General features: G+C 65.3%; 12 protein-coding genes. 5 read left to right on the forward strand and 7 right to left on the reverse strand.

Annotation, left to right across the window (positions count from 1 at the left end; genetic code table 11):
• Window positions 1-118 precede the first annotated feature (118 nt).
• The gene (locus tag ACSQ12_RS14165; protein ID WP_436065803.1) at window positions 119-1753 is read right to left on the reverse strand and encodes an ABC transporter substrate-binding protein; all 1635 of its coding nucleotides are present in this window, start codon (window positions 1751-1753) and stop codon (window positions 119-121) included.
• A 296-nt stretch (window positions 1754-2049) separates the two neighbouring features.
• Between ACSQ12_RS14165 and ACSQ12_RS14170 the strand changes: the two genes are divergently transcribed.
• A complete protein-coding gene (locus tag ACSQ12_RS14170; protein WP_209743466.1) occupies window positions 2050-2877 on the forward strand; it encodes a caspase family protein in 828 nt (275 codons plus the stop codon).
• A gap of 23 nt (window positions 2878-2900) precedes the next feature.
• Here ACSQ12_RS14170 and ACSQ12_RS14175 read toward each other — a convergent pair whose 3' ends face one another.
• Both ACSQ12_RS14175 and mnmA read right to left on the reverse strand, forming a co-directional pair.
• Window positions 2901-4541, reverse strand: coding sequence for a hypothetical protein (locus tag ACSQ12_RS14175; protein WP_436065804.1), 1641 nt, complete (start codon window positions 4539-4541; stop codon window positions 2901-2903).
• 144 nt (window positions 4542-4685) lie between these two features.
• The gene (gene mnmA / locus ACSQ12_RS14180; RefSeq protein WP_209743462.1) at window positions 4686-5825 is read right to left on the reverse strand and encodes a tRNA 2-thiouridine(34) synthase MnmA; all 1140 of its coding nucleotides are present in this window, start codon (window positions 5823-5825) and stop codon (window positions 4686-4688) included.
• Between the two features lie 235 nt (window positions 5826-6060).
• Between mnmA and ACSQ12_RS14185 the strand changes: the two genes are divergently transcribed.
• Window positions 6061-7308, forward strand: coding sequence for an NAD(P)/FAD-dependent oxidoreductase (locus tag ACSQ12_RS14185; protein ID WP_436065805.1), 1248 nt, complete (start codon window positions 6061-6063; stop codon window positions 7306-7308).
• Here the strand turns inward: ACSQ12_RS14185 and ACSQ12_RS14190 are convergent.
• Complete coding sequence (locus tag ACSQ12_RS14190; RefSeq protein WP_436065806.1) at window positions 7290-8516, reverse strand: cysteine desulfurase family protein; 1227 nt, start codon at window positions 8514-8516, stop codon at window positions 7290-7292. The genes ACSQ12_RS14185 and ACSQ12_RS14190 overlap by 19 nt on opposite strands.
• A 57-nt stretch (window positions 8517-8573) precedes the next feature.
• Between ACSQ12_RS14190 and ACSQ12_RS14195 the strand changes: the two genes are divergently transcribed.
• Window positions 8574-9452: a DMT family transporter gene (locus ACSQ12_RS14195; protein WP_436065807.1), complete on the forward strand. Its 879-nt coding sequence runs from the start codon at window positions 8574-8576 to the stop codon at window positions 9450-9452.
• Here ACSQ12_RS14195 and ACSQ12_RS14200 read toward each other — a convergent pair.
• Window positions 9439-10101, reverse strand: a complete 663-nt coding sequence (locus tag ACSQ12_RS14200) for a helix-turn-helix transcriptional regulator (protein WP_436065808.1) — start codon at window positions 10099-10101, stop codon at window positions 9439-9441. The two genes, ACSQ12_RS14195 and ACSQ12_RS14200, sit on opposite strands and share 14 nt — an antisense overlap.
• 88 nt (window positions 10102-10189) lie before the next feature.
• Here ACSQ12_RS14200 and ACSQ12_RS14205 point away from each other — a divergent pair, with 88 nt between their 5' ends.
• Entirely contained in the window at window positions 10190-10609 is a 420-nt protein-coding gene (locus ACSQ12_RS14205; protein ID WP_436065809.1) for a hypothetical protein, read from the forward strand.
• A 22-nt stretch (window positions 10610-10631) separates the two neighbouring features.
• On the opposite strand, the gene ACSQ12_RS14210 is transcribed toward ACSQ12_RS14205, so the two are convergent.
• Window positions 10632-11279, reverse strand: a complete 648-nt coding sequence (locus tag ACSQ12_RS14210; RefSeq protein ID WP_436065810.1) for a hypothetical protein — start codon at window positions 11277-11279, stop codon at window positions 10632-10634.
• A 152-nt stretch (window positions 11280-11431) separates the two neighbouring features.
• Window positions 11432-12340: a diacylglycerol/lipid kinase family protein gene (locus tag ACSQ12_RS14215; RefSeq protein WP_436065811.1), complete on the reverse strand. Its 909-nt coding sequence runs from the start codon at window positions 12338-12340 to the stop codon at window positions 11432-11434.
• Between the two features lie 123 nt (window positions 12341-12463).
• On the opposite strand from ACSQ12_RS14215, the gene ACSQ12_RS14220 reads away from it, so the two are divergent.
• A complete protein-coding gene (locus ACSQ12_RS14220; protein WP_436065812.1) occupies window positions 12464-13411 on the forward strand; it encodes a J domain-containing protein in 948 nt (315 codons plus the stop codon).
• The last annotated feature ends 23 nt before the right edge of the window (window positions 13412-13434 follow it).

A 13434-nucleotide genomic window follows, 5' to 3' on the forward strand; every position in this document is an offset into this window, starting at 1 on the left:
ATGTGTGCTTCCGGCGGCCTCGTGAGTCCCGGAATCTGTTGCCCTGCCTCAGCACGAAAGGCGGGACGCCTTGGCGCCCCGCCTTTTCGGCTGGTCAGGACCGGATGGGGAACTGGCCCTACTTGGAAATTACGCCAAGACGGGTCTTGAAGGACGCGTCCAGGGTCTTTTCAACACCCTTGACGTCCTTTCCGGCGACCATAAGCTGGGCGCCCTGCAGCAGCGGCAGCGTGGAGAGATCCTTGGCGACTGCCGTCTGGGCATCACCCAGGACCTTCTCGCGCTCTGCCTTGTCAACCGTGGTGAGCTGTTTGGTGATCAGGTCGGTCACGGCCGGGTTCTCGTAGTGGTTCTTCAGGAAGTTGCCCGGTACGAAGAACGGGGTCAGGTAGTTGTCCGCGTCCGAGTAGTCCGGGAACCAGCCAAGCTGGTAGACCGGGTAGACGTCCTTGGTGCGGTCCTTGGAGTAGGTCACCCATTCAGTGGACTGCAGGTCCACCTTGAAGAGGCCGGACTTCTCCAGCTGCTCCTTGATCATGGCGTACTCGTCGCCCGAGGACTTGCCGTAGTGGTCCGGGTTGTACTGCAGCTTGATGTTGACCGGAGCCGTGACACCTGCATCGGAGAATGCCTTCTTGGCCTTGTCCAGGCTGGGCTTGCCGCTGCCGTCGCCGTACATTTCCTTGAGCGGCTGGATGGCTCCGACGAACCCGTCGGGGACCACGGAGTACGCGGGCAGGTAGGTGCCCTTGTAGACCTGGGTTGCGATGGCGTCGCGGTCAACTACGTTCGCCATGGCCTGGCGGACAGCGAGCGCCTTGGCGGGATCCGCCTCAGCGGTCTTCGCACCGAACGGCATGGTGTCGAAGTTGAACACGATGTAGCGCAGCTCGCCGCCGGGCCCCTTGTGGACGGTGACCTTGGAGTCCTTTTCGAGGTCAGCGGCGTCGGTAGCGGTCAGGCTGCGGCCGGCAACGTCGATGTTGCCCTGCTGGACGTCGAGCTTGAGGTTGTTCGAATCGGCGTAATACTTGATGCTCGCGCCGTCATTGGCGGGCTTGCCCAGGAGGCCCTTGTAATCCGGGTTGACCTTCAGGCTCACAAGCTCGTTCTTTTTGTAGCTTTCGATCGTGTAGGGGCCGGCGAACGGCTTGCCCTTGACGATTTCGTCGTCGCTCATCAGCTTGTCCGCCGGGAAGACCTCTTCATCGACGATGGGTCCTGCATTGGCAGCAAGGACGCCCGGAAAGACCTGGTCATTGCCGGCCTTGAGCTTGAAGACCACCGTGGAGTCGTCCTTGGCGGTGACCGACTCCAGGTTGCCCAGGAGCGAGGCCGGTCCGTTGTCGTCCGCGATGCTGACCACGCGGTCAATGGAGAACTTTACGTCCGAGGATGTGAGCGCGTGTCCATTGGCAAATTTGAGGTCCGACTTGAGCTTGACGGTGTACTCCGTGGGGCTCGTGAATTCCGCGGACTCTGCGATATCGGGGGTGGCGTCCGCAGTGCCGGGCTTGGCGTTCAACAGGAACGGGTAGATCTGGTTCATCACCATGAAGGAACCGGCGTCGTACGAGCCCGCAGGATCGAGGGTAACGACCTTGTCTGTGGTGCCGTACGTAATGGTTCCGCCTCCGGCGCTGCCGGTGGAAGTTCCGCCGCCGCCGGACGGACCTGTGCAGGCTGTCAGTGCAAACGCGGAAACACCCGCGAGCGCGATAGCGCTGTGCAGGGCCTTTTTGTTCATTGCCATCTGTGGACTTTCTGTTCGATGAGTACACGCGTGCCGCCGCGCAACTGGATCAGTTGGACTCGGTGGGCGGGACGTTGTCCTGACCACACGATTCAATCAGACGACGGCGCCATGAATCGTTACAACCTGTGAGATGAGACACAAAATTTACCTGATTGGGGCAAAACTATCGTTTTCTTCAGGATTCGGCCCGGATCAGCCTCCGGCCGAACGATTGCGAAACGTCCTCGGTGATTGCCATTGAAGAGCCTCCTTCCCGGGAATAGAGTTGCCCTACCCGGCTGAAGGAACACATCATGAGCAAAGCCGCCCTCTGTGTAGGGATCAACGAATTTCACCATTTGCCGAAATCCAGCTGGCTACAGGGCTGCGCCAACGACGCCCGGGACCTCGCCGGACTGCTGCAGGCCGAATATGGGTTCGCCCCCTCGGAGATCTCGGTGCTGCTGGATTCCCAGGCCACGAAGGAGCAGGTGATGGCGCAGCTCAATTCGATGATGGACCGCGCCGCCGCAGGCGAACTGCAGCACATCGTCTTCACTTTCTCCAGCCACGGAACGCAGATTCCGGACACCAGCGACGACGAGGCGGACCGGCTTGACGAGGCCTTCGCCTGCTACGACATCAACAACACCGGCGATTCGTGGGACCCCGGCACCGTCATTTCGGACGATGAACTGTTCACCCTCTTTGCCCGGCTGCCTGACGGCGTGCTCATGGACGTAGTTCTGGACACTTGCCACAGCGGCACCGGCTTGAAATCACTGGACCTCCTGCCCGGGCGGCGCCCCCGCTTCCTGCCGGCACCGACAGCCCGCGGCGTTGCCGCCACCGAGTTCAGCGAAACCAGGGCACTGCGCGACCTGGTCAAGGCCGGCAGGGGCGTCAAACCGGTCCTCCTGGCTGCCTGCCGCGCCGACCAGACGGCCGCCGATGCCTTCCTCGACGGCCGCTACAACGGCGCCTTCACCTACAACTTCATCAAGGCCGTCACCGGCGACGGCACCCTGGGCAGGGCGGACCTGCTCAAGCTGGTCAGCAAAGGCCTCCGGGCCGGCGGGTTCGACCAGGTGGCCCAGCTCGAAGGCTCGACGGCGGCACGCAAGGCTCCCTGGGGAAGCTGACGGAGGGGAAAGCCGACGGAGGCTCACTCCCGGCGTTCATCCTCCGGGTGGAACGTTGCCGTCGGCACTTTTACCCCGGCTTCCCGTTTGATGGTTTCCAATTTTTCCTGCTGCCACTCCGCGTCCATGACCGGCTTGAGCGCGGCGAAACACAGCCTCCCGCCCTCATCGAACCGCAGCAGTCCCCCGCCACGGACTGTGTAGTACTCGCTGTCCACCCGGAGGCCAAGCTTGTTCCTTGCTTCGGATTTCGACATGGTGACTGACTGCACGTAGGAGGCCCCGATTTCGGAGACGACGAATCCATCCGGCCCCACGCGCGTGCTGGGGCGCACCCGGCTCACAATGGTGCTCGTGTTCTGGTCGATGCCGGCCGCCTCGATCAACCGCGGATTTTCCCACATGAACCGGTTGACCTCCTCGGGATCGGCGGCCAGCGCAGACAACCGGACCGGGTAGCGCAGGTCGCGAAGATGCTTCAGCCCGTCCAGGAGTTCATCGGGTTCCGTGGAAAGGTCAATGTCCCAGAAGGCGTCGCGCACGGCCTGCCGGTACCCCATCATGTCCGTCGGCACCAGCACGGCATCGGCTGCGAGGATTCCGCGCAGCAGGTCTTCCCAGCCCGGGTCCACCGGCGGCATGTAGGCGAGCCCCCGCAGCACCATCCCCAGCATCTGGTGTCCAAGATTCGCCCCGGCTTCGGCCACCTGGTAGCGGCTCGAGCGGCCGCCCGGCTTTTCCAGCCGCTGCAGCCAGAGTTTGACGACGGCGTCCAGCACCGCCTTCACGGCGATCTCGCCCCGCCGGTGTGGTTCCGGATCCAGCCGCCACTCGAATGGCACGTCCATGTCGAGCGGCCGACGGGCGGCGCCGCGGGAGAACAGTCCGTCCGCCAGCCCGAAGAGCCCGGACGCCAGGACTTCCTTTTCCATGTTCCGGGCGGGTACGCCGCTCCGCCTGCCGTCCGGGCCCGGAACGGCCACTGACAACTGTTGCTCCACCCGTTCGGGCGATGAAAACACGCTCAGCATTGCCACGAGATCCGCTATGCATTCGTGCATGGCATAGCCGTCAAGCAACGCGTCGCGGTCCGTCCACAGGCGCCGGTAACCGTCAAGGACTGCGTGCGTCACTTCATGGGCCACAAGGTCGTGATAAAGGGCCAGGGGGACGGACCGCTTGGACCGGTCGTCGGTTCTGTGCCCAAACCGGATCAGGCCGCGCTCGCGGTCGTAGCCGGTAGAGGCGTACGGGATCTTGTCATAGACGCTGATCACTAGTCGGTGGCCCGACGCCCAGCCCATCCGGCGGCCCAAGGTGAATTCAAAGGCCTGGAGAGTGGCCGTCGCCACCGCGTAGACGTGTTGGGCCAAAAACCGGCTGTCGGCCAGCAACTCATCGAGCCCGGCCGGTGCGGGTTGGTCGTCGATGCACCATTCGTTACGGTCGACTGACAGGGAAATAGGCCGCGGCCCTTCGGCTCCGGGGGCCCGCACCCGCAGCGCCAGGCGTGCTCCAACCGGGCCGTCGACGAGCCTCTCAACGGGAACCCTAACGCTGGTGGTGAGCGGCTTTCCTGATTTGCGGGTGAAGGGGCCCTCGGCGAGCGCAGTAAGCGCGACCATCTCGAGGCCATGCCCGATTCCGAGCGCTGCAGAGACCATAGCGGGCCCGCTTTCCTCAACTTTGCAGCCTCACCTGGTGAAGGGGCGGTCTGCATCAAGTCTGGTTCCCCAGGCCTCAATTATTGCGGTCGCGGGCATGATTGACTACGGCGGCGCGCGCCGCGGGCGGGTAAAGTCGGCCTTTTAGAGGGCCGCGCGCTGCAGCGAGCGCGCTGTATCGATGGTGGCCTGCCCCAGGACCCGGCTGCCCTGGTATAGCACCACCGTCTGTCCGGGAGCTACTCCGCGCAGCGGAGTGGCCAGCGTGACCACAAGGTTGGTCCGCTCCGCGCCGTCGTCGTCCGTCAGCTGTTCCATGCGGGCCGTCGCCGGGACAGGGTCCCCGTGGGCTCGGACCTGGGCATGGCAATCGAACTCTTCGCCGGTGGCGACCTCTGCAATCGGAAGTCCGGCCCAGGATACTTTGATGCCGCGGATCTCGTCGATGGCCAGGAGCGCTTCCGGTCCCACCACCACCTTGTTCTCCTTCGGCCGGATCTCCAGGACGAACCGCGGCTTGCCGTCGGCGGCGGGGGTGCCCAGCTTGAGTCCCCGGCGCTGGCCAACGGTGAACGCGTTGGCACCGGGGTGCTCGCCGACCTTCGTGCCGGACTCGTCCACGATGTCGCCTGTGGTCATCTCGATCTTTTCGGCCAGCCAGCCGGCCGTGTCGCCGTCCGGGATGAAGCAAATGTCATGGCTGTCCGGCTTGTTGGCGACAGAGAGCCCGCGGCGTTCCGCTTCGGCGCGGACCTCGGCCTTGGACGGCGTGTCCGCGAGCGGGAACATGGAGTGCTTCAGCTGTTCGTGGGTGAGCACGCCCAGCACGTAGCTCTGGTCCTTCGCCCAGTCGGCTGCGCGGTGGAGTTCCGGGTTTCCGTCGGCATCGGTGATCACCTTGGCATAATGGCCGGTGCAGACGGCGTCGAAGCCCAGTGCGATCGCCTTTTCGAGCAGCGCAGCAAACTTGATGCGTTCGTTGCAGCGCATGCAGGGGTTCGGGGTGCGTCCGGCGGCGTATTCGTCAATAAAATCCTGGACCACATCCTCCTTGAACCGCTCGGAAAAGTCCCACACGTAATACGGGATGCCCAGTACGTCGCAGGCGCGCCAGGCATCACGGGAATCCTCGATGGTGCAGCACCCGCGGCTGCCGGTACGGAGTGTTCCGGGCATCCGGGACAACGCCAGGTGGACACCGACGACGTCGTGTCCGGCCTCGACGGCGCGGGCGGCGGCAACGGCGGAATCGACTCCGCCGCTCATGGCTGCAAGAACTCGCATGCTGGCTTTCTTTAGGGGGGAGGTTTTCATGGTGCTGCAGCAGCGCGCTCGTGGCCGGCCTATTGCGCACCGGCGGACACACTGCATGCGCATCTATTCTACTGCCTCGCCAAAGGGTGCCCGGAAATCACCTCAGTACCCCTTGACTGCCATGCCCGCGGCTTCTATTGTCAGGATTACTATTTTTAGAGCCAGCCGGCAGGAGGCGCCGGCATTTCCGGAATCGAGCGGCATCATGACTGTCGGACGCACCATCGAAAGCATCGTGATCGCCGGCGCGGGCCTGGCTGGCGCCACCGCAGCCCGCACCCTGCGCAGCGAAGGCTACCGGGGCCGGATCAGCCTCATCGGCGCCGAACTGCACCACCCTTATCTCCGCCCGCCGCTGTCCAAGGAATACCTCCTGGGCAAAGCGGGAGAGGACGCCGTCCCGGTGGCACCGGACGCCTGGTACGCCGAGAACGACGTCGACCTCCGCCTGGGCGTGACGGTCGCCGCCGTCGACCCCGGCCCGCACACGGTACATCTCAGCGGCGGTGGCTCCCTGGACTATGACGCACTCCTGCTGGCCACGGGCGCACTCCCCCGGCGCATCCCGCTGCCGGGGAGCGGGCTCGACGGCGTGGCCACATTCCGGACCCTGGATGACAGCCGCCGCCTCCGGGAGCAGCTATTGCCGGGCGGAAAGAACGTCGTGATGATCGGCTCCGGCTGGATCGGAATGGAACTTGCGGCTGCGGCCACCGCTTACGGCAACCAGGTGACGCTGCTCGGGCTTGAGGACATCCCGCTGGCCGCCGCGGTCGGACCTGAGCTGGGCACGTTCTTCCGCTCGCTCCACGAAGCCAACGGTGTCCGGTTCCGCCTGGGCGCAACCGCAGCTGAACTCCGGGGCGATTCCGGCCGCGTCACAGCGGTGGTCACCGGATCAGGAGAGATATTGCCCGCTGATGTAGTGGTGGTGGCCGTGGGCGTCGCTCCGGACATTTCGCTCGCGGAGGCGGCAGGGCTGGCCATTGACAACGGAATACTGGCAGACGCCTCCCTGCGGACAAGCGCTACTGACATCTTCGCCGCAGGGGACGTAGCCAACGCCCTGCATCCGTTCACCGGGCAGCACCACCGCAGCGAGCATTGGTCCAATGCGCTCAACGGCGGCAAGGTCGCCGCGAAATCCATGCTTGGACACGAGGCAACGCTGGACACGATTCCGTATTTTTACACCGACCAGTACGACATCAGCATGGAGTACTCGGGCTTCCCCACGTTGGCGGCGGGCGCCGAGCCGGTCATCCGGGGCACGCTGGCAGGCAAGGAATTCATCGCCTTCTGGCAGCATGAGGGCAGGGTGGTGGCCGGTATGAACGTCAACATTCCGCGCACGCAGAAAGCCATCAAGGCCCTGATCTCCAGCCGGGCAACCATCAAGCCGGGCCGTCTGGCCGATCCCGCAGTCGCGCTTGATCAGCTCCTGGCGGACTGACGGGCCACCGTCGCGGCCGTCTGGATGGTTGATTCGTGCCCTGCCATCCCTGCCTGGCGGGCCCGTTCATAGGCACCCGGCAGTGCTGCCAGGAGCGCGTCGACGTCGGCCTCCACTGAAGCGTGGCCCAGGGAGAAACGCTGGGCGCCCCGCGCGGTCTCCTCGTCCAGGCCCATGGCGAGGAGGACGTGCGAAGGCCGCGGCACACCGGCGGTGCAGGCGGAGCCTGTGGAGGACTCCACACCCGCAAGGTCCAGCAGGAACAGCAGGGAGTCGCCCTCACAACCAGGAAAAGTGAAGTGCGCGTTGCCGGGGAGGCGGCCGCCCCCCGAAGCTCCGCGCAGGACGGCATCCGGGATGGCCTCCAGTACGCCCGCGATCAGCCTGTCCCGCATCCCGGCGATCCGGGCAGCCTCCTGCGGGAGGTCCTTGGTCACAGCTTCCGCCGCAGCGGCGAAGGCCGCGATCGACGCCGTGTCCAGCGTCCCGGAGCGGACATCGCGCTCCTGGCCGCCGCCGTGCTGCACCGGCGTCAGCTTCACGGCGCGGCCAAGCAGCAGGGCGCCGACGCCCACGGGGCCGCCGATCTTGTGACCGGAGACGGACATGGCATCCAGCCCGCTGCCCCGGAAGTCCACCGGCACGGAACCGAAGGCCTGGACGGCGTCGGAATGGACCGGCACGCCCGCGGCATGGGCCAACTCAACCACTTTGTGCACCGGCTGGATGGTGCCCACCTCGTTGTTGGCCCACATCACTGTGACGAGGGCGATGGACTCCGGATCCCGGGAGAGCTCGGACTTCAGCACATCAAGGTCAACAACGCCGCTGGAATCCACAGGCAGCCAGGACACTTCCGCCGCCTCGTGCCGTTCAAGCCACTCGACGGTGTCCAGGACAGCATGATGTTCGACGGCGGAGCAAAGGATCCGCGTGCGCGCCGGATTTTCGCCGCGGCGCGCCCAGTACAGGCCCTTCACAGCCAGGTTGTCAGCCTCCGTGCCGCCCGAGGTAAAGATCACCTCTGAGGGGTGGGCACCGGCTGCGGCAGCAATCGACTCCCGGGCGTCCTCCACCGAACGGCGGGCGCGTCGTCCCGAGCCGTGAAGCGACGACGGGTTCCCGGTCCGGGCGAGTTCGCGGGTGAGGGCCGCCAATGCCTCAGCGGCGATAGGCGTGGTGGCGGCATGATCGAGGTAGACGGACACAACCCAATTCTAGCCGCGGCCACCCCGCACGCTCAGGCGCCGGTGTAGATTCGAGCGGTGAAAGCCTCGATATACCTGGTGCTGGCCACCCTCTTCTGGTCCGGCAACCTCGTGGTGGGGCAGGCCGCCGTGAACACCATGACGCCGCTCGAACTCACCTTCTGGAGGTGGGCGCTGGCCGCCCTTCCGCTCGTTGCGCTGGCCCACTTCGTGGAACGTCCGGACTGGCGCACTGTCCTGGGCCGCTGGCGGGTGCTGTTGCTCCTGAGCGTCCTGGGCATGGGCTGCTACACCCTGCTGCTTTATGTTGCCCTCCAGCACACTTCGGCGCTCAATGCTTCGCTGATCACTGCCGCTAATCCGGCGCTGATCGTAGTGATGGCCATTTTCATTCTCGGCGAATGGCCCGGCGTCTTCGGCTGGCTGGGCATAGCTTTGGGCCTCGCCGGCGTGCTCTTGGTACTGACCCGCGGCGAACTGCAGCGGGTGTTCAGCATTACCTTCAATTTTGGCGAACTGTTGATGATCGGGGCGATCACAGTGTGGGGCTTCTACACCATCATTTCCCGCCGGCTTGGGCTGCCGGCCATTGCGGCCACGGCTGTGCAGGTGGTGATGGCAACCGCCTTCCTAGCTCCGGTCGCGATTGCAGGTGGAGCCGGATTCCCCTCGACCGCAGCAGAGGGCTGGTCGATCGCGTACATCGCCGCTTTCCCCTCGCTGGGGGCGTATCTGTGCTGGAACCTCGCACTCAAAACGACGGCACCGGCGACCGCCGGCAATTACCTGAACCTGATCGTCGTGTTCACGGCAGCCATCACGGTCGTGATGGGCATTCCGGTCAGCCTGCCCCAGGCGATCGGGGGCCTGCTTGTCATAGCCGGCGTCCTGCTGGCGAGCCGGCCCAAACGGTCTCCGGCAATCAGGGCGGCGTAACCCTGGCGCAGCACTGGCCGGGTGTTGCGTTCCCTGCTATCCGGCTTTCCTCAACACCGCACCCGGCGGCCGCGCCGCAGAGGAATGCGCCGTTCATGGCACAGACCACCTCCGCGTGGCCGTCTGCAAGCCGGTGGAACGGGCAGTTTTCAAGCGCAAAGCCTCCGTCTCCGTCGGGATTCGGCATGTAGCCCTCCGCCGAGAGGAATTCCTCGAGGCTCTGACTCCCCTCCGCCATTGCCAGGCCCTTCGCATACGCGGTGGCCAACAGAGCTTCCCGGACAGGTTCTCCGGCGCCACTCGACCGTTCGATGGCGGTGGCCATCAGTTCACCGGCGAGATCGTAATTGCGGTCCGGAACGGACGCCCCCACTTCCGGCTGCGCCAGCCGGTACATTTTTGCCGGTCGCCCGGAGCCGGGCCCGGCCTTGCCGCCGAGCTTGCGGAATTCGACGGCCAGGACGCCGTCCTGCACCATTCTGTCCAGATGGAACGACGCCGTGCTTCGCGGCATTTCCAGCGCAGCGGCCGCTTCGTCGCGTCCCACCGGACGGTATGAAGCGGCGATAAATCCGAAAAGTTTCCGGCGGTTTTCATCGCCCAGCGATGCCACGGCCACGATCCGGCGGGTCCAGGGAAGTCTGCGCATGGAACACCCTAACTCTAAAAACAAGATTCATTGCTTAATTACTCAAAGTTTTCTAAAATCAGAATACCTACTTTTAGAAGGAGCTGTCATGAAATCTTCCTTTGCACTGAACGCGCCGGGCACCGTACTGGCGTCGGAACCGGGCAGGCAGGCGTTCCTGCTGCTTCGCACGGTGTTCACGGTCGCACCGATCATTTTCGGCCTCGACAAATTCACCAACATCCTGGCCGACTGGACCGTGTATTTGGCGCCCGCGGCAACGGCGGTGGTGCCGCTCCCCGCCCAGACGATCATGTACATCGTCGGCGTCGTGGAAGTGGCGGCCGGCATCGCGGTGGCAGTCCGGCCGCGTTTCGGATCGATACTCGTGGCCGTGTGGCTGCTGGGCATCATCATCAACCTGCTGCTCCTGGGCAGTTTCTTTGACGTCGCGCTTCGCGATTTCGGCCTGCTCGTGGGCGCGCTCGCCCTCAACCGGCTGTCACCCCGCAGTTCCCGCAGGCCGTAGTCGCACAGCTCAGCCGCTCAGCTCAGTTCGTGGGCGGAACAACCACCAGTCGTTCCGCCACGTCCGCCCGGGCCGCCGCGAGCGCGGCCGGGTCAGGACACGAGAGCGAGATGAAGACGGACGAACCCGCTGTGGCAAAGAGCCGGGCCAGCACTGCGTTCGATTTTCCACCTGGCGCAGATCCACCCTCGAAGACGAGCACTTCCGCCCGTGGCCCGGGCTTGTCCGGCTCACCGCCCCAGCGCAGGGTGTCGGTCTTCAGGTAGCCGGGCAGGATGGTGGGATCCAGATATTTGAACAGTTCAGCCGTGGAGGCCCTGTCATCCCCGGCCACGGCAAGCGCTGTCTGATTCACGCGGACCCGCGCCGAGACCACGCATCCGTCGGCTTTGAGGTAGCGGTTCTCCCCCGCCACGTTCTCCTTGATGGTCTTCCACCCCGGCGCCTCGCGGAGTCCGTCGGAAAGGCCGACGGCAACTCCTGGGGCCAGCGAGCCTCCGGCCGTCAACGGAAGGTCCTTTGCCGCCACCGCAGCCGCATCGTAGCCCGGGGTAATGGTGGGTGTTGCAAGCGCGGGCGTGGTCCGGACGTCACCCGGGGCGGCAGGATCCGGGACGCCCACGCTGCATCCGGCAACGGCGGCCGCCGCTACGGCCAGGATCAGCGCCACAACTTTCCCCCTGGTTGCCCCGGGTACTTTTCGCGACCGGACCGCAGCGGGTCCCCTGTCCGTCGATTGCACATTGCCCCCACGTACGGTCTGCCGGCGGCACTCTCCGGCCGGTCCTCCGCAAGAGTTTAGACGGTCCGGCCGGCATGTCGTCACGGCGCGGCCAGCACCCTGATGGCAGCGGGGACCACCTCCACGGTCAGCGGCAGCGGGCCCACCCTCTCGCCGTCGGCATACGCAACTACGCCTCCCGCCGAAAGCTCAACCCGTCGGACCTGCCGGATGTGCACTGCCTGGTGCCCGGTATGGCGGCCGGAAAAGACCTTCGGGAAGACGGCAAGGAACCGCAGGCGGGACAGTGGTTTGACGATGAACAGATCCAGGAATCCGTCGTCCAGCACGGCGTCAGGAGTAACTTTCATGCCGCCCCCGATGGACTGACCGTTCGCCACCGAGATGAGCATGGCTCCCTGCCGCCAGGTTTCCCCGTCAGCCGTCACCGTGTAGTCGATGGCCTTGAAGGTGGCAAGTTCGCGGAGCATGGCCAAGTTGTACCTGCTCCTGCCGCGGGGCCAGCGCCAGGAGTTGGCACGTTCGTTAACGGCGGCATCGAACCCGGCGGAGACAACGCCGGCAAACCAGCGGCTTGTGCCGTTGCCGGTAACCCGCCCGGCATCGATGAGGCGGCCGCCCGCCTCCATTGCGGACCATATCCGGTCACAGGCAGCAGCTGTGTCATTCAAGGGAAGACCCAGGGCCCGGGCCATGTCGTTCCCGGTGCCGCTGGGAACGATACCCAGCGGCACCGTGCCGTAGGGGGCACCGGACTCGGCGAGCGCATTGATGCCCAGGTGGACCATGCCGTCACCGCCCACAACAACCAGCGCATCGCAGCCTGAAGCCAGCACCTTGCCCACCGCAGCTGCCAGCCGTTCATAGCTGGCCTTCCGCAGCACGATCACGCGGGCCCCGGCGGCGCGAAAGTAGGCGACCACCGTGTCGCCGGTGCGCTGTGCGCCGCCGAAGGAAGCCCGGGGGTTAATGGCAACGGCGATGATCATGCGCTGAATTATGCCAGCAGCGGGAACCCTGGCTGTGGGCGCGGACGTTGAGCCTATGCACGGTTAAACTGGGCGGACCGGACTGCCTGAGTGGACTGGAACCTAAAAGAAAAGGATCAGTGTTTGACCCAGGGCAGCAGCTCCCATTACCAGGTCCTTCGTCTTCCTGTGACGGCGACGGACAAAGAGATCAAAGTGGCTTACCGCAAGGCTGCCCGGCGGGCACATCCCGACCATGGCGGGGATGCCGCCGTCTTCCGGCAGGTGACGCTGGCTTATGAGACGCTGATAGATCCGAAGCGGCGCGCCGCCTACGACCGCTCGTACGCGCACGGGACCCCCGGCGCGACAGCCACGGAGGGCGCCCATTTCGATGCGCCACCAGCCGGAAGCCGCGCATCGGCAACCGTCCGCCGGCCCAACACGCCGCGCAACACAGCAGGCGATCCGCCGGTGTACGTCCCGCCGTTCGAGCATCCGGAGTCCGGCAACGTGCCGCTGATTCCGGAGGAGCTTGCGGCCCGGCAGATCCACGGCATGCCGCGTAAACGGGGTATCTTCGGAGCGGAAGCCCGGATCCAGCGGGAGATGCGGACCGTCCAGCTGATCAGCAGGCAGATCCTCCCGGCCATTCCCGCGGCAAGGCTGATCAACGGGCTGCAGTCGCCCGCGGACAACAGCCACATCGACCATGCGCTGCTGTCCGGCTACCGGCTGGCCCTGGTCGGATCCATGCTGCTTCCCAAGGGTGCCTACGCCTGGAACGGAAGCACGCTCACGCACGGCGGCCGGGCCATTGCGCCGCCGCAGCTGGCGCACATCGTGCGGCGCATGCAGGACATCTTCCCGGAGCTCAACGTGACGGGGTGGACTGTCATCCACAGTCCCGACGGCAACCTCCATGAACCGGTGATCGACCACCACCGGCGCTCGCACCGCGGGCATGAAACCGTCCAGGTGGTCAACGGGGCCGGACTGGTCCGCGGGCTCAAGGAGTTCCTGGGCTCCGGGCCTGCCCCCAACACGGTCAATGTCCCCGTCCTCGCCAGGCTGCTCCGGGGAATGCACTAAGGCCCGAAGTGGCTAGGATGGGA

It is taken from the genome of Arthrobacter sp. LjRoot14 (assembly GCF_964253905.1).
Taxonomy (GTDB): domain Bacteria; phylum Actinomycetota; class Actinomycetes; order Actinomycetales; family Micrococcaceae; genus Arthrobacter.